At 74.5% G+C, this 20,991-nt stretch carries 25 protein-coding genes and 1 tRNA gene; 14 read left to right on the forward strand and 12 right to left on the reverse strand.

What is annotated here, in order from left to right:
* The first annotated feature begins 131 nt into the window (after positions 1-131).
* The 5 genes from KIK08_RS26655 (at position 132) to KIK08_RS26675 (ending at position 3,198) form a co-directional block, all read left to right on the forward strand.
* Positions 132-713: a hypothetical protein gene (locus tag KIK08_RS26655; protein WP_214406007.1), complete on the forward strand. Its 582-nt coding sequence runs from the start codon at positions 132-134 to the stop codon at positions 711-713.
* 132 nt (positions 714-845) lie between these two features.
* Positions 846-1,124: a hypothetical protein gene (locus tag KIK08_RS26660; protein WP_214406008.1), complete on the forward strand. Its 279-nt coding sequence runs from the start codon at positions 846-848 to the stop codon at positions 1,122-1,124.
* 101 nt (positions 1,125-1,225) lie between these two features.
* Entirely contained in the window at positions 1,226-2,044 is an 819-nt protein-coding gene (locus KIK08_RS26665) for a hypothetical protein (protein WP_214406009.1), read from the forward strand.
* Positions 2,045-2,081: 37 nt separating this feature from the next.
* Positions 2,082-2,792 (forward strand): alpha/beta fold hydrolase, encoded by a 711-nt coding sequence (locus KIK08_RS26670; RefSeq protein ID WP_214406010.1) that lies wholly within the window; start codon positions 2,082-2,084, stop codon positions 2,790-2,792.
* A 58-nt stretch (positions 2,793-2,850) separates the two neighbouring features.
* Positions 2,851-3,198: an MmcQ/YjbR family DNA-binding protein gene (locus KIK08_RS26675; RefSeq protein ID WP_214406011.1), complete on the forward strand. Its 348-nt coding sequence runs from the start codon at positions 2,851-2,853 to the stop codon at positions 3,196-3,198.
* 7 nt (positions 3,199-3,205) lie between these two features.
* Here the strand turns inward: KIK08_RS26675 and KIK08_RS26680 are convergent, their stop codons facing one another.
* From KIK08_RS26680 to KIK08_RS26690, 3 genes are all read right to left on the reverse strand, one after another.
* The gene (locus tag KIK08_RS26680; protein WP_214406012.1) at positions 3,206-3,703 is read right to left on the reverse strand and encodes an ATP-binding protein; all 498 of its coding nucleotides are present in this window, start codon (positions 3,701-3,703) and stop codon (positions 3,206-3,208) included.
* A 74-nt stretch (positions 3,704-3,777) separates the two neighbouring features.
* Positions 3,778-4,209, reverse strand: a complete 432-nt coding sequence (locus KIK08_RS26685) for an STAS domain-containing protein (protein ID WP_214406013.1) — start codon at positions 4,207-4,209, stop codon at positions 3,778-3,780.
* A gap of 98 nt (positions 4,210-4,307) precedes the next feature.
* Complete coding sequence (locus KIK08_RS26690) at positions 4,308-4,670, reverse strand: VOC family protein (protein WP_214406014.1); 363 nt, start codon at positions 4,668-4,670, stop codon at positions 4,308-4,310.
* Between the two features lie 225 nt (positions 4,671-4,895).
* Here KIK08_RS26690 and KIK08_RS26695 point away from each other — a divergent pair, with 225 nt between their 5' ends.
* Positions 4,896-5,432: a TIGR03086 family metal-binding protein gene (locus KIK08_RS26695; protein WP_214406015.1), complete on the forward strand. Its 537-nt coding sequence runs from the start codon at positions 4,896-4,898 to the stop codon at positions 5,430-5,432.
* Positions 5,433-5,439: 7 nt separating this feature from the next.
* Here the strand turns inward: KIK08_RS26695 and KIK08_RS26700 are convergent, their stop codons facing one another.
* Positions 5,440-5,862, reverse strand: a complete 423-nt coding sequence (locus KIK08_RS26700) for a DUF5313 family protein (protein ID WP_214406016.1) — start codon at positions 5,860-5,862, stop codon at positions 5,440-5,442.
* Between the two features lie 57 nt (positions 5,863-5,919).
* Here KIK08_RS26700 and KIK08_RS26705 point away from each other — a divergent pair, with 57 nt between their 5' ends.
* Complete coding sequence (locus tag KIK08_RS26705; RefSeq protein ID WP_308257916.1) at positions 5,920-6,396, forward strand: MarR family winged helix-turn-helix transcriptional regulator; 477 nt, start codon at positions 5,920-5,922, stop codon at positions 6,394-6,396.
* Here KIK08_RS26705 and KIK08_RS26710 read toward each other — a convergent pair.
* The 4 genes from KIK08_RS26710 to KIK08_RS26725 form a co-directional block, all read right to left on the reverse strand.
* A complete protein-coding gene (locus KIK08_RS26710; RefSeq protein WP_214406017.1) occupies positions 6,378-7,010 on the reverse strand; it encodes a RibD family protein in 633 nt (210 codons plus the stop codon). The two genes, KIK08_RS26705 and KIK08_RS26710, sit on opposite strands and share 19 nt — an antisense overlap.
* A 40-nt stretch (positions 7,011-7,050) precedes the next feature.
* Positions 7,051-7,263: a helix-hairpin-helix domain-containing protein gene (locus tag KIK08_RS26715; protein ID WP_214406018.1), complete on the reverse strand. Its 213-nt coding sequence runs from the start codon at positions 7,261-7,263 to the stop codon at positions 7,051-7,053.
* Between the two features lie 40 nt (positions 7,264-7,303).
* Complete coding sequence (locus KIK08_RS26720) at positions 7,304-8,764, reverse strand: ABC transporter substrate-binding protein (protein ID WP_214406019.1); 1,461 nt, start codon at positions 8,762-8,764, stop codon at positions 7,304-7,306.
* Positions 8,765-9,019: 255 nt separating this feature from the next.
* Positions 9,020-9,093, reverse strand: a tRNA-Gly gene (locus tag KIK08_RS26725).
* A gap of 183 nt (positions 9,094-9,276) precedes the next feature.
* Here KIK08_RS26725 and KIK08_RS26730 point away from each other — a divergent pair.
* Entirely contained in the window at positions 9,277-10,458 is a 1,182-nt protein-coding gene (locus KIK08_RS26730) for a UDP-N-acetylglucosamine 2-epimerase (RefSeq protein ID WP_214406020.1), read from the forward strand.
* A gap of 26 nt (positions 10,459-10,484) precedes the next feature.
* Positions 10,485-11,066 carry a dCTP deaminase gene (gene dcd, locus KIK08_RS26735; RefSeq protein ID WP_214406021.1) on the forward strand — a complete coding sequence of 194 codons (582 nt, stop codon included), beginning with the start codon at positions 10,485-10,487 and terminating at the stop codon, positions 11,064-11,066.
* 4 nt (positions 11,067-11,070) lie between these two features.
* Here the strand turns inward: dcd and KIK08_RS26740 are convergent, their stop codons facing one another.
* A complete protein-coding gene (locus KIK08_RS26740; protein WP_214406022.1) occupies positions 11,071-11,883 on the reverse strand; it encodes an ABC transporter permease in 813 nt (270 codons plus the stop codon).
* Positions 11,880-12,824, reverse strand: a complete 945-nt coding sequence (locus tag KIK08_RS26745) for an ABC transporter ATP-binding protein (protein ID WP_214406023.1) — start codon at positions 12,822-12,824, stop codon at positions 11,880-11,882. The genes KIK08_RS26740 and KIK08_RS26745 overlap by 4 nt, the downstream gene beginning before the upstream one ends.
* Positions 12,825-12,962: 138 nt before the next feature.
* Between KIK08_RS26745 and KIK08_RS41930 the strand changes: the two genes are divergently transcribed.
* Positions 12,963-14,156, forward strand: coding sequence for a sensor histidine kinase (locus tag KIK08_RS41930; protein ID WP_214406024.1), 1,194 nt, complete (start codon positions 12,963-12,965; stop codon positions 14,154-14,156).
* A 78-nt stretch (positions 14,157-14,234) separates the two neighbouring features.
* Here KIK08_RS41930 and KIK08_RS26755 read toward each other — a convergent pair whose 3' ends face one another.
* Positions 14,235-15,695 carry an alpha/beta hydrolase family protein gene (locus KIK08_RS26755; RefSeq protein ID WP_214406025.1) on the reverse strand — a complete coding sequence of 487 codons (1,461 nt, stop codon included), beginning with the start codon at positions 15,693-15,695 and terminating at the stop codon, positions 14,235-14,237.
* A gap of 138 nt (positions 15,696-15,833) precedes the next feature.
* Between KIK08_RS26755 and KIK08_RS26760 the strand changes: the two genes are divergently transcribed.
* Positions 15,834-16,445 (forward strand): response regulator transcription factor, encoded by a 612-nt coding sequence (locus KIK08_RS26760; protein WP_308257917.1) that lies wholly within the window; start codon positions 15,834-15,836, stop codon positions 16,443-16,445.
* A gap of 57 nt (positions 16,446-16,502) precedes the next feature.
* The gene (locus KIK08_RS26765; RefSeq protein ID WP_214406027.1) at positions 16,503-17,393 is read left to right on the forward strand and encodes a hypothetical protein; all 891 of its coding nucleotides are present in this window, start codon (positions 16,503-16,505) and stop codon (positions 17,391-17,393) included.
* 93 nt (positions 17,394-17,486) lie between these two features.
* On the opposite strand, the gene KIK08_RS26770 is transcribed toward KIK08_RS26765, so the two are convergent.
* Positions 17,487-19,913, reverse strand: coding sequence for a (Fe-S)-binding protein (locus KIK08_RS26770; protein WP_214406028.1), 2,427 nt, complete (start codon positions 19,911-19,913; stop codon positions 17,487-17,489).
* Positions 19,914-20,378: 465 nt separating this feature from the next.
* On the opposite strand from KIK08_RS26770, the gene KIK08_RS26775 reads away from it, so the two are divergent.
* On the forward strand, positions 20,379-20,639 hold the full coding sequence (locus KIK08_RS26775) for a hypothetical protein (RefSeq protein ID WP_214406029.1): 261 nt from the start codon (positions 20,379-20,381) through the stop codon (positions 20,637-20,639).
* A gap of 4 nt (positions 20,640-20,643) precedes the next feature.
* The coding region (locus KIK08_RS26780; RefSeq protein WP_214406030.1) for a hypothetical protein at positions 20,644-20,991 on the forward strand (348 nt) is incomplete at its 3' end.

A 20,991-nucleotide genomic window follows, 5' to 3' on the forward strand; every position in this document is an offset into this window, starting at 1 on the left:
CCGGGAGCCCGCCGCCCCCGGCCCCGCCGCGGGGCCCGTCCGGTCCGCGCGACGGGGCGACCTCGGTCATCCCCGGGGGATCGCAGCGCCCGCCGCGCCGCACCCCCATGCCCGCCCCGATGCCCGCCCCGATGCCCCCGGTCACGCCCCCGCGCCGGGCGGAGCCCGAGCCCGACTGGGACTACGACGACGAGCCGGTCCGGCGCGGCCGCCCGGCGGGCCTGTACCTGGGCATCGCCGGCGTGGTCGCGGCGGCGGCGCTGGTCGGCGGCATCCTCTACGCGACGTCGGGCAACTCCACGGCCAACCCCCCCGCCACCCCCGGCTCCTCGGTGACGACCACGGAGGAGCAGGCGCCCCCGGAGCAGGAGGCCGAGGTCCCCGACGAGCCCACGCCCGATCCGGGCGATGGCGACGACGGCGGCGAGCCCACCCGACCCCCGGCCGGGGGCGGCGGTGGCGAGCCCCCGGTGACGACCGCCCCGCCGACCACCGAGCCCGACCCGACGACCGAGCCCGACCCCGCCCCCACGACCGAGCCGGACTCCGGCGGCGGGTCCGAGGGCGGCGGCGGCGACGGCACCGGTGGGGACACCGACCCGGGCGACGGCACCGACACCGGGGCCGGTCCCCCCACCGGCGACGCCGGGGGCGGAGCGCCCGGCCGCGGTGACGACGTGGTCCCGCCCCCCGCCGGCGGCGTCGCCACTTAGCCAACCTAACGTTCTGGCATCGGCTGCGGCGATCCCCGCAACCGCCGGTGCCGGATGGACGATGCTCGAACCGGGTGTCCCGACGGCGGGACGGACCGACCCGGCCGGATGTGGAACGGAAGGAACGCTCACGTGGTGCGCTTTGCAGTGGCGATCATCGCCATGGAGATCGCCGCGCTGGCCGTCGGCTACCTGGCCTTCGACGCCGCCGCGCTGCTGGTCGGCGCCCCGATCATCATGGCGACCCTGCTCGTCCTGCTGGTGCTGCGGGCGGCGGAGATCCCGCGGCGCAGGCTGGCCGCGCAGCGCGCGTCCCGCTGGGACCCCGACGCCGCCCTGCCCGGCGGCCTGATGAGCGGCTTCTTCGAGGCGCCCGGCGCCCGGGCCGACCGGGGCACGAGCACGCGCTGAGGCCGCGGCGCCGTCCACCGCGGAGTGACCCGCGTCGCGACACGCGGGCCGACGCCCGCCCCGATCAGCGCCATGACCGGCTCTGACGGCATGCTGGGCCCGTGGTCGTCGGCATCCTCCTGGCGATCGTCGCGATGGTCCTCTACAGCGGCGGCGCCCTGCTGCAGGCCGAGGGCACCCGTCGGGCCACGAGGCGGCGCCCGGTCGCCGTGCAGCCCCGCTACCTCATCGGGCTGTCGCTGGACTTCCTGGCGTTCCTCTGCGTCGCCGCGGCGCTGCGCGAGCTGCCGGTGTTCGCGGTGCAGGCGGTCGTCGGCGGGGCCATCGCGCTGACGGCGGTGGTCGGGGCGTGGCTGGTCGGCGCCCGGATGACCTCCGCGATGCGGCTGGCGGTGGCCGGCTGCCTCGGCGGCCTGGTGCTGGTGGCCGCGAGCGCGGGCCCCGAGCAGCCCCCCGCCCGCCAGCAGGGGGTCGACGTCGTGCTGCTGGTGGCCTGCCTGCTGCTGGCGGTCGCGGTGCTCGTGCTGCGCCAGAGCAGGCGGGCCTGGCCGCTGGCCGCGATCGCCGGGATCGGCTTCGGCGGGATCTCGCTGTCCGTGCGCGCCGCCCACGTGCAGACCGCCGAGTCGCTCGACCTGGTCCTGCTGCTCACCCAGCCGTCCACGTACCTCGTCGCCGGGTTCTGGATCGTCGGGATGATCGGCCACGTGGCCGCGCTGGCCCGCGGCGACGTCGGCGCGGTGACCGCCGTCTACACGGTCGCCCAGGTGCTGGTGCCGGGCCTGGTCGGCATCCTGCTGCTGGGCGACGCGGTGCGGCCCGGCTGGTGGTGGGTGACGGTGCTCGGGCTGATCGCCGCGGTGGCCGGCTCGGTCGTCATCGCCCGGCACCCGCCGCTGCGTCCGCCCAGGGTGAAGTGATCCCCCGACGGGTGGGGGCGCGTGGTCGACTGCGCCCATGGAGACGTTCGAGCGCGACGGCGCGCGCATCCGCTACGCCGTCCACGGGTCCGGGTTCCCGGTGCTGGCCCTGGCCCCCGGCGGGATGAAGTCCAGGGCCGAGGCATGGGGCAAGGCACCGTGGAACCCGGTCGCCGCGCTCTCCGCGACCCATCGGGTCATCGTGATGGACCAGCGCCACGCCGGCGGCTCGACGGCCCCGGTGACCGGCGACGAGGACTGGTCGACCTACGCCGCCGACCACCTGGCCCTGCTCGACCACCTCGGCGTCGACCGGTTCCACGCGGTCGGCATGTGCATCGGCGGCCCGTTCGTGCTCAACCTGGCCCGCATGGCCCCCGACCGGGTCGTCCGGGCGGTCGCCCTGCAGCCCATCGGCCTGGACGACAACCGCGCGCTGTTCCGCGAGCTGTTCGACGGCTGGGCGGTCGACCGGCTCGCCGAGCACCCGGAGGCGGGCGACGCCGAGTGGGCCGCGTTCCGGGAAGGGCTGTTCGGGGTCGAGCCGACGCTGTTCACGGTCCCCGACGAGGAGTTGCGCGACATCGCGACGCCGTTGCTCGTGCTGATGGGCGACGACCCCTACCACCCGTCCAGCGCGTCGCGGCTGCTCGCGGAGCGGGTGCCGGGGGCGCGGCTGGTGCAGCGGTGGAGGGACGGGGCCGACCTGGCGGCGGCGGGCGCGGCGATCGTCGAGTTCCTGCGCTGACGGGTGGCCGTTCCGTTTCGTCCACGACGCCCGGGGCCCGGTCGGTCACCATGCTCCCATGCCGACGTGGGATGACGTGGTGGAGATCGCCCGGGAGCTGCCGGGGGTCAGCGAGTCGACCTGGTACCGGACGCCCGCGCTGAAGGTCCGCGACAAGGGCTTCGCCCGGCTGCGCACCGAGGCCGAGGGCCTGCTCGTGCTGATGTGTCGGCTCGACGAGAAGGAGGCGGTGCTGGCCGCCGGCGACCCGGCGTTCACCACGACCCCGCACTACGACGGCTACGGCGCGATCCTGGTCGACCTCGACCGCATCGACCGCGACCGGCTGGCCGAGGCGGTGCGGGACGCCTGGTGGGAGAAGGCCCCGGCCGCGTTGCGGAAGCAGGTGGAGGCCGGGGGCACCTGAGTGCGCCTCAGCGCGGCGGCGGGGTGGGTCGACTGCGCAGGACCACGGTGGTGCCGGCCGGCGAGCCGTCGACGACCAGCTCGTCGGTGCAGCTGCGCATGATCAGCATGCCGTGCCCGCGCGAGGTCGCCGCCCTGTGCGGCTCCCGCCAATGCCCGCGGTCGGACACCACGAACTCCACCTGGCGGAAGCCGTCGGGCGCCACGGTCAACCGCATCCGCACGTCCACGGTCTCCTGCGGCTCCAGCGCGTCCGGCGGCACCCGGTAGCCGTGCTCGACGCTGTTGCTGACCGCCTCGCTGACCGCCAGCACCAGCTCGTCGACCTGCGCGGGCGGCCAGCGGTGCGCCCGCAGCCACCCCTCGACCCGCTCGCGGGCGATCGACGGCGCGACCCACCCCGCGTTGAGCTCGACGGCCAGCTCGGGGCCGACGGGGTCGCCGTCGTCGGCGGGCCGGGCCCGGCGGACCCGGTGCTCCTCCTGGTCGGATGGCGGCGGCGGCACGGGGCGAGTGTGGACCTTCCGGCCCGACGGCGCGAACGGGGGCCCGCGCGGGCGCGACGGCGCCGCCCCGCGGGCTACGGCGCCGGCTCGTCGCCGCGCAGCGCCCCGTCGACGTCGTGGTAGAGGTCGAGCACGCTGTCCAGTCCGACCATCTCGATCGGCCGGGTCACCGGCCGTGAGTGGTTCACGACGACGCGCAGCGGCCGGTGCCCGTGGAGGTGCACGGCGTCGGAGGCCGATTCGAAGAGCGTGCGCAGCCCCGGCGAACCCAGGAACGTGACCCGGGACAGGTCGAGCACCAGCGCCCGGCCGGCTAGCCGGTCGAACGCCTCGGTGACCGCCGTCCGCAGCCGGGGCGCGGTGAGCCCGTCCACCGCCCCCTCGACGACCAGCAGCACGGTCTCGTCGCGGTCGACGGACCGCACGTTCATCAGCTGCTCAAGGGGTGGCTGCCGCGCCGCGAGATCGCCGCCGTCCGAAGTGCGCTCGTCCCCGGCAGGCTTCACGGCGCGGAGATTAGCGGACCGGCCGGTCCCGGCCACGGATCAGGCGGTCGCGGCGTGGGAGCGATCCCCTCGACCCGGGCCGCGCCGGTGCGGGGCGCTCAGGGCCGGGGCGGCAGGATGCAGAACTCGTTGCCCTCCGGGTCGCGCAGGACCTGCCAGCGCGGACCCCGGTAGACGTCGTCGGCCTTGGTCGCCCCCGCGTCGAGGGCGCTCGCCACGGCGGTGTCCTGGTCGGCGGCCCGCAGGTCGAGGTGCAGCCGGTTCTTGGCGGCCTTCGGCTCGAGCACCCGCATGAAGATGACGTCGACCAGCCCGCCGGTCAGCATCGTGTTGCCGTCGGCGTCGTCCTCCGCGCTGCCGCCGAGCAGGCGCTGCCAGAAGTCGGCGAGTGCGGGCGGGTCGGAGCAGTCCACGGCGATGGCGGCCAGCCCGGCGATCCCGTTGCTCGGTGTGGTGCTCATGGCCGAATCCCATCACGGCGGTCCGCCGGCGTGCGTGCCCGGTCACGCGGTGTCGCTCATCCCGAGGTCCACACGCGGGCCCGTCGGGACCGCTCGACATGCCGGATCCCGCACGTTCGCGGACGGCGGAGATCTCGCGGCGGGCGAACGGGACTGCCGCGGCGCCCGCGCCCGGTCGTAGCGTTGCAGGCTCGGGATCGGAGGCTGTGATCGACGGAGGTCGTGATGGACGGGATCGACCGGTACCGCAGGGCGCTACGGGGGTTCGGCGAGCTGGTGCGGGCCGTGCCCGAGGACGCGTGGGCGCGCCCGTCGCCCTGCCCCGGTTGGACGGCGGCCGACGTCGTCGAGCACGTGACCGGGGCGCAGGCGACGCTGCTGGCGCTGCTCGGCGAGGGGTCCGACCCCATCGACGGGCCCGGCATCCGGGAGCGGTGGCTCGCGGCCGAGGCGCGGGTGCTCGCGGCACTCGCCGACCCGACCGTCGCGGGGCGCCGTCACGACACGCCCCTCGGCCCCATGAGCAGCTCCGACCTGCTCGCCGCCAGCGTCGTCGAGCCGCTGGTGCACGGCTGGGACCTGGCCAGGGCGATCGGGGTCGACGACGCGCTGGACGAGGAGCTGGCCGCGGGCTGCCTGGACGTGGCCCGCCGCCACGAAGCGGTGCTGCGCGGTCCGGGCATGTACGGCCCGGCGCTGGACGTGCCGGCCGACGCCGCCGCGGGCCGGGCGCTGCTGTCCTTCCTCGGCCGGCGCCCGTGAGCCGGCGCTACCGGGTGCCCGGCGGCAGCTGCCCGCCGCGGTAGCGCTCGTTGTAGCGGGCCTGCGCCTCGGCCCGCTCGTCGGCGTGCGCGGCGTCGCGGATCCGCCGGAGGGTGCCGCGCGGGTAGCCGGCCTTGAGCGCGCGGTGCTCGGTGGTCTCGTAGAGGTAGGCGATCGCGTAGATCATCCCGACCAGCGCTCCGCCGACCACCGCCATCACCCGCACCCACAGCTCGCCGGGCAGCACCGCGGCCAGCACCACCGCGAACGGCAGCACCTGCACGACGGAGCGCAGCAGCTGGCGCGCGGGCCAGCTGCGGGTGGTGAGGTCGTGCAGCACCCACTCGCGGTACTCCGCGGGCAGGCCGCGCCCGAAGGCGTAGAGCAGCCAGCGCACGGGCCCCGGCCGACGTCGGGCGGTGGTGTTCATGCCCACCCCAATGCTTGGTGCACCAACTGTTACCGCACCAAGTGTACGCTCGACGCCGTGCCCGACGGAAAGACCCGTGACGCAGTCGACCCGCTGCAGCTCGACCGGCAGGTCTGCTTCGCCCTGTCGGTGGCCGCGCGCACCGTCGTGTCGCTCTACCGACCGGTGCTGGAGCCGATGGGCCTGACCCACCCGCAGTACCTGGTCATGCTCGCGCTGTGGGAGCGCTCGCCACGCTCGGTCAAGGACCTCAGCGGCGCGCTCGCCCTCGACCCCGGCACCCTCTCCCCGCTGCTCAAGCGGCTCGCGGCGGCCGGGCTGCTGACCAGGGACCGCGACCGCGCCGACGAGCGCACCCTCGCGGTCACCCTCACCGACGCCGGCCGCGCCCTGCGCGCCGAGGCGGAGAAGGTGCCGCCCGCCATCGTCGCCCGGCTCGGGGTGGGGATCGACGAGCTGGAGGAGCTGCACGGCGCGCTCACCCGGGTGATCGCGGCCGCTCGCGCCGCTCCCGATCAGACCCCCGTGCGGTAGTACAGCCAGACCAGCTCGTCGCCCACGCTGCGGTTGGCCACCAGGGTGAGCCCGGCGGGCGGACCGGTGGCCTCGCCGTACCAGCGGCGGTCGCCCCGGTCGCCGCACCACACGGGGTGCACGAGCAGGCTGATCTCGTCGACCAGCCCGGCCCGCAGCAGCGCCCCGGTGAGCGCCCCGCCGCTGTCGACCCGGACCCGGCGGGCGCCGCGACGGCCCAGCTCGGCCAGCACCGCGGCCAGGTCGACGCCGTCGTCGCCGGTCACCAGCTCCTCGACGCCGCGGTCCGGCGCGCGCGCCGGCGTCCCGGCGCAGTGCAGCGCGAGCACGTCGGACCAGTGCCCCACCTCGTGCAGGGCCCGCCACTGCCGCACCCTGGCCCGGCCGTCCACCACCGCCAGCAGCGGACCCCCGGGCGCCGGACCCGGCCGCGGGGCGTCGGCCAGCGCGGGTTCCTGGGCCAGGATCGTGTCCGCGCCGGTGAGCGTCACGTCCTCGCCGAAGGTCGCCGCCAACTCGTGGAAGCGGGCCCGGTCGGGTTCGAAGCCGGTGGTGGCCCCGTCGAGCGAGACGGCGGCGTGGGCGGTGACGTACGGGCGCGGCGCCGTGGTCATGGGTGCGACGGTAGGCCCGGGCACCGACAGGACCCGCCGGTCACCCGGCGAACGCCAGGCCTCGCTCGGCGAGCTCCTCGGCCAGGACCCGGATCGCCTTCGGCCCGACCCCGTGGATCGCCAGCAGCTGCGCCGGCGTGACGGTGGTCAGCTGCTCGTAGCGCGTGTAGCCGTTCAGGGCGAGCTCGCGGCGGGCCGTGCGGCCCAGGCGCTGGGGGTACTCGGTGGGGACGGGGGAGTCCTGCGGCGGCATCGCGCACCTTCCGGGGCCGGGAACGATGGGGCGACCGAGGCTAGTTGCCCGCCGCGCCCTCGTACGCGGCGACGAGGACGGCGAGGTCCTCGGGGCGCATCGGTCGGCTGTGGCCCGGGCGCCAGCCCGGGACCTCGCGCACCAGCTCGACGGGGACCTCCGGCAGGTCGAGGCGCAGCGCCACGGCGATCCGGTGGTTCCCGTCCAGTGCGCCCGCGTCCGCGGTGAAGCCCAGCCGCAGCGGCACCTGGATGCCGTGCTCGCGGGCGCTCGCGGTCAGGGCGTCGAGGTGCGCGGGCGTGTCGACGATGGGCGAACCGATGTGCTCGCGGTCGACCGCCCGGTAGCGGGCCACGAGCGCGGTGGGCAGCCGGACCGTCACCGCGGCGGGGCCGACGTGGCGGACCCGGAAGCGGTCGGGGCGCGCCGGGTCGCGGTCGGCGACCTGGACCGGCGGCCACGCCCACTGCCACCCGCTGACGCCCGGGGTCTGGGCGAGCCGGATCGTCCCGCGGGTGCCCTCGACGACGACCCGCGGCCACGCCCCGGCGATCCGCTCCCGGTCCGGGCCGTGCGCGCGCAGCACCTCGGCGAGGAACGCCACCGCGTCGTAGCCCTCGAAGGCGACGAAGGAGGGCGTCGCGCCCAACCGCTCGCGCAGCGCCGCCTCGACCCGCTCCCCGAGGGGACCGAGGCGCTCGGGCAGGTAGCGCAGGAACGGGACACCGGCGCCGTCGTCGCCCAGCAGCGACGCCCACCCGTCCAGCTCCGGCTGCCCGGCCGGAGCGCCGAGCAGCACGTCGGCGAGGCGCGGGTCGCGGCGGACGGCGCGCACGATCGGCACCGCCGGCTCCGGGTGCCCGACCAGGAGCAGCAACGCCGTCGCCCGACCCTCCACCAGGCCGTCGCGAACACCGTCGGGGCCGAGCGCGCGCGCATCGAACTCGACGACGACCCCACCGCGCGGGACGAGGTGGTCCCGCAGGATGCGGACCCCGGCCTCCCAGTAGGCGCTCGGCTCGGTCGCGACCGCGATCCGGCGGTGGCCCGCGGCGAGCAGGAAGTCCGCGTAGATCCGCCAGCCGTGCGACTGCGCGGGGGCGAGTCGCGCGACCCACCTCGTCGGCTGCTCGGTGAGCGCGTCGATGACCGCCGACGAGCACAGGAACGGCAGGCCCAGCGCGTCGGCCCGGGCGGCCGCGGCGCGGGCGACGACGCTGTGGAACTCCCCGGCGATCGCGGCCACGCCCAGCCCGGCCAGCTCGTCAACGGCCGCCGCGGCCCGCGGCGGGTCGGCGGCGGTGTCGCGGACCACCAGCTCCACCGGCCGGCCGCCGATCCCGCCCGCGCCGTCGACGTCGCGGACGGCCAGCTCCATGCCGGCGAGCAGGTGCCGGCCCGCCTCGACCCAGCCGGGTGGGGTCAGCGGGACGAGGGCGCCGATCCGGATGGGTGACCCGGCGGCCGGTTCCGCTGCCGATGGTGCTCCTGCGGTGCTCATTCGTCGGTGCCTCCCCGTCCGCGGACCGCCCGAAGTGTGCCCGCGGCGCCCCGATCGGGGTGCCTTTCCATGATCTTCGACACGCGACGGTCGGTCAGCGCCCCTCGGCCTGCGTCGCGGGTCGGGCAACCCATCCGGCGGCGCGACGACGGTCGGCGAAGGGGGCTCCGTCGCACGCTGACCGAGGCCGCGTCCCGCCGACGACGAAGGCCCGGATCGGCGGGGTGCTACCGCGCTGACCTGGGCCTTCTGGTGTGGAGCGGATGACGGGAATCGAACCCGCGTATTCAGCTTGGGAAGCTGATGTTCTACCATTGAACTACATCCGCAGCGTGCAGGCGCAAGCCTAGCACCTGACGCTGAGTCACCATCCGGCTCCCCTCGTTCGCCCAACAGGGTGGTAATCCGCTCCACCGGCCGCCGGTTGGGATACGGCCTCGACGGCGGGTCGACCTACGGTTCACACTGGCGGCACCCGCAAGGCCCGCTCCCCGGCCGAATAGGACCCGAGAATGACGGAGTTCGACCCACAGCTGGGTTCGCTCCCGGTGCAGGACCACGACCACGACGTGCTCCTCATCGCCGGAAGCCGCCCGGAGGTCGCTCGCCTGGCCCCGGTGGCCACCGCGTTCGTCGACGCCGACCGCATCCGCGCCCTCACCGTCGCGGCGGGCCCCGACGCGATGGCGGTGCACGAGGCGTACGAGGCCCTCGGCGTCCCGGCCGAGATCACCCGGATGCCCGGTCCGATGGCGGGTCCGCACCCGGCCGCGGTCGGCGCGATGCTGATGAACAGCCTCGACGAGCTGCTGGTCGACCTCGACCCCTCGGCGATCATGGTCTACGGCGGCGGGATGACCGCCGCGATGGCCGCCCAGGTCGCGTTCTGGCGCCAGATCCCGGTCGTGCACCTGCAGTCCGGCACCGCCACCGACGACCTGCTCTGCCCGTTCCCGCAGGAGGCCAACCGCCGCATCATCGGCCAGCTGGCCTCGCTGTTCCTCATCACCCGCGGCACCGCGGGGGCCACCGTCGGCCCGAACGCGATCGCCGTCGGCGACACGATGTCGGCCAACCCGCAGGCCGCCGACCTGCGCATCGCCCGGCTGGTCCGGCGCGTGCACGGCGGGCTGCCCCGGCTCGTGCTGGTCGGCCTCGACCGCCCCGACTCGCTCGGCGTCCTCGCCGGCCTGCCCGACCTGCTGGAGAACGAGCCCGACATCGAGGTCGTGCTGTACGGCGCGCTGGCCGCGCACGGCGCCGCCTACCCCCTGCTGAGCAACCCGCGCGCCACCGTCGTGCGCAACCTCCCGCTCGCCGACCTCGTCCGGCTCATCGCGGCCAGTTGCGTGCTCGTCTCCGACGACGCCGACCTCGTCACCGACGCTCCCGGCCTCGGCACGCCCGCGGTCCTGGTCGACGGCCCGCACGTGCAGGAGCCGGGCGACTCGATCCGCAGCATCCTCAGCCCGGCCGTGATGACCACGGTCCGGCAGGTGCTCGCGGCCACCCCGAGCACGTTCTCGGAGCTGTCCGACGGGCTGGAGGCCGCCCGCGTCGAGCAGGCGGTGGCCTGGATGTTCGGGCTGACGTCCTCGCCGCTGCTGCCGGTCCCCGACCCGGAGCCGGAGCTGGTCGTGGAGCCCGAGCCGGCCCCGCGGGAGGAGAACGACTCGGCCCCCTCCGAGGGCTGACCCGGACCCCCGCCTAGGGTGGCCCCGTGCTGCTCTCGGACGGCGACCTGCGCAAGGAGCTGGATTCCGGGCGCCTGGTCCTGGACCCGTGGGCCCCGGAGATGCTGCAGCCGTCGAGCATCGACGTGCGCCTCGACCGGTTCTTCCGCGTGTTCCAGAACCACCGCTACACCCACATCGACCCGGCCGAGCAGCAGGACGAGCTCACCTCGCTCGTGCAGACCGACGGCGAGGAGCCGTTCGTCCTGCACCCGGGGGAGTTCGTGCTGGGCTCCACGTTCGAGTCGGTCTCGCTGCCCGACGACCTCGCCGGCCGGCTGGAGGGCAAGTCCAGCCTGGGCCGGCTCGGCCTGCTGACGCACTCCACGGCCGGGTTCATCGACCCGGGCTTCACCGGCCACATCACGCTGGAGCTGTCCAACGTGGCCAACCTGCCGATCACCCTGTGGCCCGGGATGAAGATCGGCCAGCTGTGCCTGTTCCGGCTGTCCAGCCCGGCCGAGCGCCCCTACGGCAGCGAGGGCGTCGGCTCCCGCTACCAGGGGCAGCGGGGGCCGACGCCCTCGCGGGCGCACCGGAACTTCCACCGGGCCGACACCCGGCGCTGACGGCTCAGTGCCGCGGGTCCCAGCGGAACGACCGCTTGGCCAGCATCCCGAACACCACCGGCCACCCGACCAGCGCGACCAGCGCCGGGAACACGGCCGGCAGCCCGGCCAGGCCCGGGCCCCAGGCGCCGCCGGCCAGCCCGTACCCGGCCAGCTCGCCGATCGCGGCCCCCGGGACGAGGGCCAGCAGCTGCCACAGACCGTCGCCCGGGATCACCGCCAGCGCGATGGCCGCACCCAGGATCAGGAACACCAGCGGCAACGTCGTGATCTGCGCGCGCTCGGGCGTCGCGGTGACGACGGTCGTGGCCAGCGCGGCGGTGATGCACAGCGCCAGTCCGCCGACCGCGGCCAGCACCAGCGCCAGCGGGTCGGCCGGCATCGGCATGCCCATGTAGGCGTTGAACGGCACGAACAGCACCAGCTGCAGCAGCCCGACCGCCACCGTGGGCGCGATCGTCGCGGCCAGCAGCCCGGCGTCGGAGATGCCGCTGGTGCGCAACCGCTTGAGCACGCGGGTGTGGCGGCGGGCGACCAGCGTGGTCGTCGTGGTGACGTAGATGGTCATCCCCACCACGACGGCCAGCTGCGAGGCCACCACCATCGCGAACAGGAACGGCGGCGGGTCCTCACCGCCGTTGCTGGTGAAGCTGTAGGCGAAGAACGCCCCCATCACCAGCGGGATGAACACCGCCGACACCGCCACCGTGCGGTTGCGCAGCATCAGCCGCGTCTCGCTCAGCGCCAGTGCCAGCACCTTGCTGCCGGTGCTCGTGGTCGTGCTGCCCGCCGCGGGGCCGGTGGTCGTGCTCGTCATGACTGCTGCTCCGTCCGGATGCCGTGGTAGATGTCGGCGAGCGAGGCAGGCGCCGCCCGCAGGTCGGTCAGCCGCACCCCTCGTTCGGCCGCCCACACCAGGAACGTCGTCAGGTCGCCCTGCAGGTCGTCGGTGCGCACCCGCAGCACGTCGCCGTCGTGCTCGGCGCGGCCGCGCAGCGGCGGGAGGTCGACCGGGCCGGGCAGCGACGCGGAGAACCCGGCCGGCTGCGCCGCGACGATCTCGGTCAGCGTCCCGGCCACCGCGATCCGGCCCTCGTGCATGATCGCGACGCGGTCGGCGAGCGCCTCGGCCTCCTCCAGGTAGTGCGTGGTCAGCACGACGGTGCGGCCGGCCTCCTGCAGCTCCTGGATGGCGTCCCAGGTGCGCCGGCGCGACTCCGGGTCCAGCCCGGTCGTCGGCTCGTCCAGCACGACCAGCTCCGGCGACCCCCACACCGCCATCGCCAGGTCGAGCCTGCGCTTCTCGCCCCCGGAGAGCTTGCCCACGGCGACGTCGCTGCGGGTCGTCAGCTCGAAGCGCTCCAGCAGCCGCCGCGGCTCGTCGCGCCGGTCGACCATGCGCTGCCACAGCCGCAGCGACTCCAGCACCGTCAGCTCCTCGACGAAGCCACCCTCCTGCAGTTGCACGCCCATCCGGGGGCGCAGCGCCGCGCGGTCGGTGGCCGGGTCGAGTCCCAGCACCTCGACGTCGCCGCCGCTGCGGCTGCCGAAGCCCTCGAGCACCTCCAGCGTCGTGGTCTTGCCGGCGCCGTTCGTGCCCAGCAGGGCGAAGATCTCGCCGCGGCGGACCTGCAGGTCGATCCCGCGCACGGCCTCGAAGTCGCCGTAGCGCACGCGCAGGTCGCGCACGCGGATGGCGAGGTCGCCGTCCGCACGGGCGAGCCCCGGCCCGGCCATCGGTGCGGTGGTCTGTGTCATGGGTACGACCCTGCCCGCCCGACGCCGGCCCCAGTAGTGCCCGGCGATCACCGATCGCGCTGACGGGGCGTCCTGACCACGCATGACAGCTGTCATCGACCGGCTGTGACCGGTGCCGACGTCGGCTACCGTTCGGCCGTGGACACCCCGTCGACGACCGGGCCGCTGACCGGGGCCGAGGAGCGCAAGCTGCGCGCGGCCCGCCGCTTCGGCCGCATCGGCCTGGCGCTCACCATGTTCTACCTGCTGGCCCTGCCGGCCACGATCATCTGGATGGAAGGGCTCGACCTGTCGAGGCAGTGGCCGATGCTGCTGCTGTACGTCATCGCGATCGGGCTGCACCTGTGGCGCATCCGCGAGCACATGCGGTCGCTGGGCGGGCGGGCACCGCTCTGGTTCGTCCTCACCGCCCCGGTCGTCGGGCTGGCGGTCGTGCTCGTCGGCGTCGCGACCTCGCCCTTCGGGGCGATGTGGGCGGTGGTCGGCGGGGTCCTGCTCGGCGACGTCGTGGCCGGGCAGCGGGCCCGCTGGATCGCGGTGTGGGTGCTGGTCGCGACCGCGGTGGTGTTCGGCTCGGCCTTCGCCATCAGCACCGGGTTCCCCGCCCCGGTGTCGTGGTGGCCCTGGTACTCGGCCGGCATGGCCGCCTTCTTCGTGCTGTCCATCTGGACCGTCGACGTCGAGCGGCTGTGGTGGCTCAAGGCCGTCACCGACATGGACGACGCCCGCCGCGCCGCCGCCGAGCTGGCCACCGCCCGCGAGCGGCTGCGCCTGGCCGACGACCTGCACGACATCCTCGGCCACGCCCTGGAGGTCGTGGCGTTCAAGAGCGAGCTGGCCAGCCGCCTGCAGGACGCCGACCCGCAGCGCGCCCGCGCCGAGATGGAGGAGGTGCAGCGGGTCGCCCGCCAGTCGCTGACCGAGGTGCGCGCCATGGTCCGCGAGACCCGGGAGACCGACCTGGTCACCGAGCTGGCCGGGGCGCGCGCCGTGCTGCAGTCGGCCGGGATCGCGCTGGTCGTGCGGGGCGACCCGGCGACCGTCGGGCCGACGGCCCGCAACGTGCTGGGCCGGGTGCTGCGCGAGGCCATGACCAACGTGCTGCGCCACGCCGAGCCCAGCCACTGCACGATCGAGATCGAGGTCGTCGACGGCGAGGCCCGGCTGCGCGTCGTGAACGACGGCAGCCTCCCCGGCAACGGCGACGGCGCGGGCACCGGCCTGGTCGCGCTGAGCCGCTACCTCGACGAGCACTCCGGACGGCTCGACGCGGGCACCGCCGAGGACGGCACGTTCCGGCTGGACGCCGTCCTCCCCGCCGGCGCCCGCTGACCCCCACCGCCCGTCAGAAAAGCCACCTCCAGGACGTCACACGTCCTGAAGGTGGCTTTCCTGCCGTCGAGGACGGGGTCAGAAGCGCTCGCGCAGCCAGCCGGTGACCAGGTCCAGGACCTCCGGCGCCACCGTCGTCTCGATCGCGCCGTACTCCGCGGGCGAACCGGTCTGCGCCGGCTGCATCAGGTGGTTCAGCCCGGGCAGCGTCCGGACCGTGGCGTCCGGGTTGTCCGACAGCAGCCCGGTCAGCACCGGCTCGCTCTGCTCGGCGGGCACCTGCAGGTCCTTCTCGCCGAAGAACGCGAGCACCGGCACCGACAGCGCGGACAGCGCCGGGGCCGGGTCGTACGGAACCAGCCTCCGGTACTCGACGAACGAGGCCTCGACCTGGGCGTCGATCTGGTCGGCCGGGGGCCGCTGGTCCTCCGGCAGCGCGGCCAGCTGCTCGGCGATCCGGTCGCGCGTCAGCTGCCGGGCGCCCTGCTCGTCGCCGGCCCGCAGCAGCTGGGCCAGCTGCCGGACGTAGGCCAGCTGGGCGTCGATCTCGGCCTGCGGCAGCCCGGCCTGGGCCAGCAGCAGCTCGTTCTGCCGGGCGAGGATCTCCTCGCCGGTCACCGCGGGGCCGGCCATCATGACCACGAACGCCACGCCGCCCGCCGAGCGCTGCGCGGCCAGCGGGGCGAGGTAGCCGCCCTCGCTGTGCCCGAACAGCCCGATCCTCGCCCGGTCGATCTCCGGGCGCCCGGCCAGGTAGGACACACCGGCCAGCACGTCGGCGGCCATGTCGTCGTAGCGGCCCGCGGCGTAGTCGCCGCCCGAACCGCCGACCCCGCGGTCGTCCACGCGCAGCACCGCGTAGCCGGCGCGCGTCATGGCGTCGGAGAGCACCAGGAACGGCTTGTGCCCGGCCAGGGCCTCGTCGCGGTCCTGCGGACCGCTCCCGGTGATCATCACGACGGCCGCGAACGGGCCCTCGCCCTCGGGCAGCGTCAGCGTGCCGGCCAGGTCGAACCCGTCGGCGGGGTAGGTGACGTCCTCGCTCCGGTACGGGAACGGCGGCTTCGGCTCCTGCGGCCGGGCCGGCGCGGCCAGCGCCCCGCGCTGCAGGCCGAACGGCAGCTTCTGGCCGCCCTGGGTGTAGTCGCCGCTGATCGCGTCGCCGGCGATCGTGCCGTCGAAGCGGGCGTTGCCGGGGACCCCCGGCAACGCCGCGGCGAACGTGCCGTCCGCGGCCCGCAGGTCGGCCAGCGGCAGGTCCGCCAGCCCCTGGGCGGGCAGGTCGAAGGTGCCGCCGTCGGCGGTCAGCGTGATGCCGATCTCCAGCGGGCTGCCCGGCACCTCGATCGTGCCGCTCCAGTCGCCGACCAGCGCGGGGTCCACCGCCCCGGCCGGCGGGTCGTCGCCCGGCGGCGCCTCGGCGGCCGCCCCCGCGCACCCCGATCCGATCATCGCCAGCACCCCGACGACCGCCACCACGAGCCCCCGCCGCAGCGCCCGGTGCCCCGCCGCGATCCGCTCAGCTCTGCTGCTCCGCATCCCCCGACCCTCCCGCGACCGGCCGCCGACCAGTAGTGCCCGGCGATCACCGAACGGCCTGACACCCCGTCCCGACCTCCGATGACAGCTGTCACGCACGGCGCCCGCGCCGCCCCGCCATCGGTTAGGTTGCCCCATGTGGAGGCGATCCGCGTGGTCCTGGCCGACGACGAGTCGCTGACCAGGGGAGCGGTCGGCGCGCTGCTCGGCCTGGAGCCCGACCTCGAGGTCGTCGCCGAGGCCGGCACGGGCGACGAGGCGGTCGCCGCCGTCCGCGAGCACCGGCCGGACATCGCCGTGCTGGACGTGGAGATGCCCGGCATGGACGGCGCCGAGGTCGCCCAGTGGGTGGCGGCGAACGTGCCGGGCACCCGGTGCGTGATCCTCACCCGGCACGCCCGCCCGGGCGTGCTGCGCCGCGCGCTGGCCGCGGGGGCCGCCGCCTTCATGACCAAGAGCGCGTCGGCCTCCGTGCTGGCCGACGTCATCCGGCGGGTCCACGGCGGCGGCCGCTACGTCGACCCCGACCTGGCGATGACCGCGCTGACCGCCGAGGACTGCCCCCTCACCGACCGCGAGCTCGACGTGCTGCGCAGCGTGGACGCCGCCGGCACGGCCGCCGACATCGCCCGCCGCGTGCACCTCTCACCCGGGACCGTGCGCAACTACCTGTCCTCGGCGATGCAGAAGCTCGGCGCGGGCAGCCGGTCGGAGGCCGTGCGGGTCGCGCGCGACCACGGGTGGCTGTAGCCGCGGCCACCGACGGCGGATACCGGTCCCCCGTCCGCGCACTATCCTCGGGCGGCGATGGAACCGCGACCCGCTGACCCGCCGCCACGGCTGCCGGCCGTGCGCCCCGACGGGCCCGCGCCCCCGCCCGCCGGACCACCCCCCGCGCCCGGTCCCGGCCCCCGGTTCAGCTGGAAGCGCTTCACCCGCTCCCCCCGCGGCGCCGCCGGGCTCGTCATCATCGCCGCCGCGCTGCTGCTCTGGCCGTTCTCCGACTGGTCGGTGATCCCCTGGCTGGCCGGCGCCGGGGCGGTCATCCTGCTGCGGCTGCTGCGCCTCGACAAGCTCCTGCGCAACTGGGACCTGCACCTCGCCGGTCTCGTGGTCGTCGCCGGGCTGATGCTCAGCACGGGGCCGTGGGACTGGGCGCTCGCGGCCAGCATCGGGGTGCTGCTGGCCGGGCTCGCGCAGCTGCCGTGGTGGCGGCTGGCCGCGATCGGGGCGGTGATGTGCCTGGCCTCCGGGATCGGGTTCGCGGTGACGCGGATCCAGGAGCAGCAGGTGCAGGCGCAGGAAGCGGCGATCGAGAACCAGATCGGCAAGACCAACCAGGGCGCCCGCAACGTGGACGCGGTCCTGCCGACGATTCTGAGCAGGATCGCGGCCGACAGCCCCGGCGCGATCTGCGACAACCTGCTGAGTGAGGGAGCTCTGGCTCCCTTCGCGGCCTCGGTGGGGCAGCCCGATTGCCCCGCGGCGGTACACGAGCTGGCATCCCGGGTGACCGATCGGAACGGTTACAGCCGTGCCGAAGCCCCGACGACCCGCAGGTCAGGTGGCGGGGAGGTCGATGCGTGTGCGATGACCTGGAGTGGTGGTGCAGCTCCGCCCGGGCCCCAGCTGGGCCGGTTGAGCATCACCGAGATCGCGCCCGGCAGGTTCGTGGTCTCCGCCTTCCGCCCCTGCTGATCGCAGCCGACCGGAGACTGCGCGACAGCGCCAGCACGACGAGCGCCAGGGGCGCCACCGGTTCCACGACCGGTAGCGCCCCTGGTTCGTCGATCAGCCCTCTCCGGAGCGCTCGTCCTGCGACGTGCTGCCCTCGGGCTTGGCGCCCTTGGGCTCCGCGCCGCCCGTGCTCCCGCCGCCACCGACGGAGACGTCGCCCCCGGCGTCCGCCGTCGTCGCCGACTCGTCACCCGGGCCGTTGGCCTGGGTCCCGCTGGTGGGGGTGGTGTCCGCGGTGTGCGGGGCACCCGCGCCGACGGCGTCGACCTCGCTGTTCGCCGCACCGCCGGTGGCGGTGTCGCCCCGCTTGACCGAGGCCAGCAGCATCTGCGAGACGTCGAGGATCTCGACGCCGGCGCCCTGGTCCTCGCTCTGGCGCTGGGTGAGCCCGTCGGAGAACATCACGCGGCAGAACGGGCAGCCGGTGGCGATCTTCTCCGCGCCGGTGCCCAGTGCCTCGTCCACGCGCTCCAGGTTCACCCGCTTGCCGATCTTCTCCTCCATCCACATGCGGGCGCCGCCCGCGCCGCAGCAGAAGGACCGGTCGGCGTGGCGGGGCATCTCGGTGAGCCGGACGCCGGCCGCGCCGACCAGCTCGCGCGGCTCCTCGTAGATCTCGTTGTGCCGGCCGAGGTAGCACGGGTCGTGGTAGGTGACGTCGACGCCGCCGTCGGGTGCGGCCACCGGCACCAGCTTGCCCTCGCGGACCAGCTTGTTCAGCAGCTGCGTGTGGTGCACGACCTCGTACTGCCCGTCGAGCTGCGGGTACTCGCGGCCCAGGGTGTTCAGGCAGTGCGGGCAGGTCGTGACGATCTTGCGGGTGCCGGGCTCGCGGTCCTCGAACACCGCGTTGAGCACCTCGACGTTCTGCTGCGCCAGCATCTGGAACAGGAACTCGTTGCCCGAGCGGCGGGCCGGGTCGCCGGTGCAGGTCTCCTCCGGGCCCAGCACGACGTAGCCGACGCCGGCCCGGTGCAGCAGCTCGGCGGTCGCGCGCACCGTCTTCTTGGCGTTGTCGTCGAAGGCGCCCGCGCAGCCGATCCAGAACAGGTACTCCGTCTCGGCGGAGAGCTCGCCGTCGAAGACCGGGACCTCGAAGTCGAGGTTCTTGGTCCAGTCCATGCGGTCGCGGGCGTTCTGGCCCCAGGGGTTGCCCTTGTTCTCCAGGTTGCGGAACAGCACGCCCAGCTCGGAGGGGAACTCCGACTCGATCAGCACCTGGTGGCGGCGCATGTCCACGATGTGGTCGACGTGCTCGATGTCGACGGGGCACTGCTCCACGCAGGCGCCGCAGGTGGTGCACGACCACAGGACGTCGGGGTCGATGACGCCGCCCTGCTCGAGGGTGCCGACCAGCGGTCGGGCCGCCTGCTCGGGCCCGGAGCCGTGCACCCGCTCGAAGCCGGACTCGGGCACGCCGTGCACGCGGTTGTCGGACAGGCCGGCCGAGAAGTCGATCCCGCCCTCCTCGGGCATGGTCTTGTCGCCGAGGATGTAGGGCGCCTTCGCCATCAGGTGATCACGCAGGTCCATGATCACGAGCTTCGGCGAGAGCGGCTTGCCGGTGTTCCAGGCCGGGCACTGGCTCTGGCAGCGACCGCACTCGGTGCAGGTCGCGAAGTCGAGCATGCCCTTCCAGGTGAAGTCCTCGATCTTGCCGCGGCCGAAGACGTCGTCCTCGCCCGGATCCTCGAAGTCGATCGGCTTGCCGCCGGAGGTCATGACCGGCAGCGGGCCGAGGGCCTTCGGGTAGCGCTTGGCCGAGACGTTGATCGGCGCGGTGAAGATGTGCAGGTGCTTGCTGTAGGCGACGATGATCAGGAAGACCAGCATCACGCCGATGTGCAGCAGCAGCCCGATGCTCTCCACGACCTCAAGCGCCGGCTCGGACAGCCCCTCGAAGAACGTGCCGAGGGAGATCGAGGCCCACGCGCCGGACTCGTAGGGGAACACGCCCAGGGCCGAGGACGCCGCCCGGAAGAAGAACAGCGTCCACAGCACGTTGAAGATCATGAACAGGATCAGCCAGGCGCCCCCGGTGTGGCTGCCGTAGAACCGGCTGGCCCGGGCCTTGCGGTCGGGGGCGTTGCGGATCCGGATGACGGTGAACACGCCCAGCGAGAGCAGGCAGAGCATGGCGATGGTGTCCTGCAGGAACCCGAGCACCGGCCAGCGGCCGATCAGCGGGATGTGGAAGTCCGGGTCGAAAAGCGCCCCGTAGGCCTCCAGGTAGACCGTGGCCAGGATGACGAACGCCCAGAACGTGAAGAAGTGCGCCGCGCCCGGCACCGACCACTTCAGCAGCCGCCGCTGCCCGAACACCTCGGTCAGCTGCGTGCGCAGACGGCGGCCCAGGTCGTCGGACCGGTCGTGGGCCGGCTGCCCCGACTTGATCAACTTGTAGATCTGCAGCGCCCGGCGCCCGGCGAAGGCCAGCGCCACCACCGTCAGCGCCAGTCCGATGACCAATCTCACAACCACGGGCCGTTCCCCTCCCAAGGCCTGCACCGCCGGCGATGGCGGTGCGCGGACGCTCGTCGAGCAGCGTGTTTGCCGCCCCAGGTCGTTGTGGGTGTCGCGCGCGCCGAGCCGTCGCGACCTGACCTACCAGCCGGTAACTCCGACTCGCTCCGGGCACTTTAACCCGTAGGAGCAGTTACGGCGGATCGGCCGGAGCGGCGTGGGTCACTCAATCGGTCCAGTTGTCGGCGGACGTTCCGGGGTTGTGCGAATCGATTCACCCCGACGGGCGGAGGTTGTGCTCAGCGACTGTCGCAGCCTGTCCGCCAGCCGGGCGACGGCATATCCGACCGGCTACACTCCCCCTGGTCAGCATGTTCTACTCGGAGTCGGTTGGGCCGAGTCGACCAGGCGGGTGCCCAGCGTCCCGAGGTCGGATCTTGTGGCCGGCAGCCTCGGGCTGAGTGCCCATGAGGAGGAGCCACCATGACAGGACCCGAGGCTGCTGCGCTGTACGCGCAGAGCCTTAACACGGGGGGGATCCAGGGCTGGATAACGGACAACGTCGTTCCGCTCGTCCTGCTCGGGATCGCCGTCATCCTGCTCTGGATCGGTGGCCGTGGTGACAACGCCGGCGTGGCCCGGCGCAGCGTCGGGCTCGTGGTCGGGCTCGTCGCACTCGGGATCGCGGTCTCCGGTCAGGGTCCGGTGATCGGGAACTTCCTCGCCGGCCTGCTCATCGGGTGACGGGGTGCTCGTTCGGACCGACGACGAGGTCTACCGCGTCGACGCCGTGTGGTTGGGCCCGCCGCGGGCCACGTTCCCCTGGCGCGCGCGGTACGTCAGCTACGGCCTCGGCCTGCTGGTCATGATCGCGGTGATGTTCGTGCAGCGGCGGATCGGCATCGGGCTCGACTTCTTCTCCGTGGCCTGGGCGTTGATCATCACGGTGCTCGTCACCAGGTTCCTCGGCCATCGCATCGACTACGAGCGCCCGCTGGGCCAGGTCCTCGCCCTCTTCCGCAAGGAGGTCACCGGGCCGCGGCGGCGGACCGCTGGCACGGGCGGGCCGGTGCGCGCGGCGCACGGGCCCACGGGG

The organism is Pseudonocardia lacus, from assembly GCF_018531445.1.
GTDB classification, from domain to species: Bacteria; Actinomycetota; Actinomycetes; order Mycobacteriales; family Pseudonocardiaceae; genus Pseudonocardia; species Pseudonocardia lacus.

Bases quoted from the DNA above. Each gene is read 5' to 3' on its own strand.
- KIK08_RS26655 (WP_214406007.1), top strand. From the start codon at position 132: ATGCCCCCGGTCACGCCCCCGCGCCGGGCGGAGCCCGAGCCCGACTGG.
- KIK08_RS26670 (WP_214406010.1), top strand. From the start codon at position 2,082: ATGGAGACGTTCGAGCGCGACGGCGCGCGCATCCGCTACGCCGTCCAC.
- KIK08_RS26675 (WP_214406011.1), top strand. From the start codon at position 2,851: ATGCCGACGTGGGATGACGTGGTGGAGATCGCCCGGGAGCTGCCGGGG.
- KIK08_RS26690 (WP_214406014.1), bottom strand. From the start codon at position 4,670: ATGAGCACCACACCGAGCAACGGGATCGCCGGGCTGGCCGCCATCGCC.
- KIK08_RS26695 (WP_214406015.1), top strand. From the start codon at position 4,896: ATGGACGGGATCGACCGGTACCGCAGGGCGCTACGGGGGTTCGGCGAG.
- KIK08_RS26700 (WP_214406016.1), bottom strand. From the start codon at position 5,862: ATGAACACCACCGCCCGACGTCGGCCGGGGCCCGTGCGCTGGCTGCTC.
- KIK08_RS26710 (WP_214406017.1), bottom strand. From the start codon at position 7,010: ATGACCACGGCGCCGCGCCCGTACGTCACCGCCCACGCCGCCGTCTCG.
- KIK08_RS26715 (WP_214406018.1), bottom strand. From the start codon at position 7,263: ATGCCGCCGCAGGACTCCCCCGTCCCCACCGAGTACCCCCAGCGCCTG.
- KIK08_RS26720 (WP_214406019.1), bottom strand. From the start codon at position 8,764: ATGAGCACCGCAGGAGCACCATCGGCAGCGGAACCGGCCGCCGGGTCA.
- KIK08_RS26730 (WP_214406020.1), top strand. From the start codon at position 9,277: ATGACGGAGTTCGACCCACAGCTGGGTTCGCTCCCGGTGCAGGACCAC.
- KIK08_RS26740 (WP_214406022.1), bottom strand. From the start codon at position 11,883: ATGACGAGCACGACCACCGGCCCCGCGGCGGGCAGCACGACCACGAGC.
- KIK08_RS26745 (WP_214406023.1), bottom strand. From the start codon at position 12,824: ATGACACAGACCACCGCACCGATGGCCGGGCCGGGGCTCGCCCGTGCG.
- KIK08_RS26755 (WP_214406025.1), bottom strand. From the start codon at position 15,695: ATGCGGAGCAGCAGAGCTGAGCGGATCGCGGCGGGGCACCGGGCGCTG.
- KIK08_RS26765 (WP_214406027.1), top strand. From the start codon at position 16,503: ATGGAACCGCGACCCGCTGACCCGCCGCCACGGCTGCCGGCCGTGCGC.
- KIK08_RS26775 (WP_214406029.1), top strand. From the start codon at position 20,379: ATGACAGGACCCGAGGCTGCTGCGCTGTACGCGCAGAGCCTTAACACG.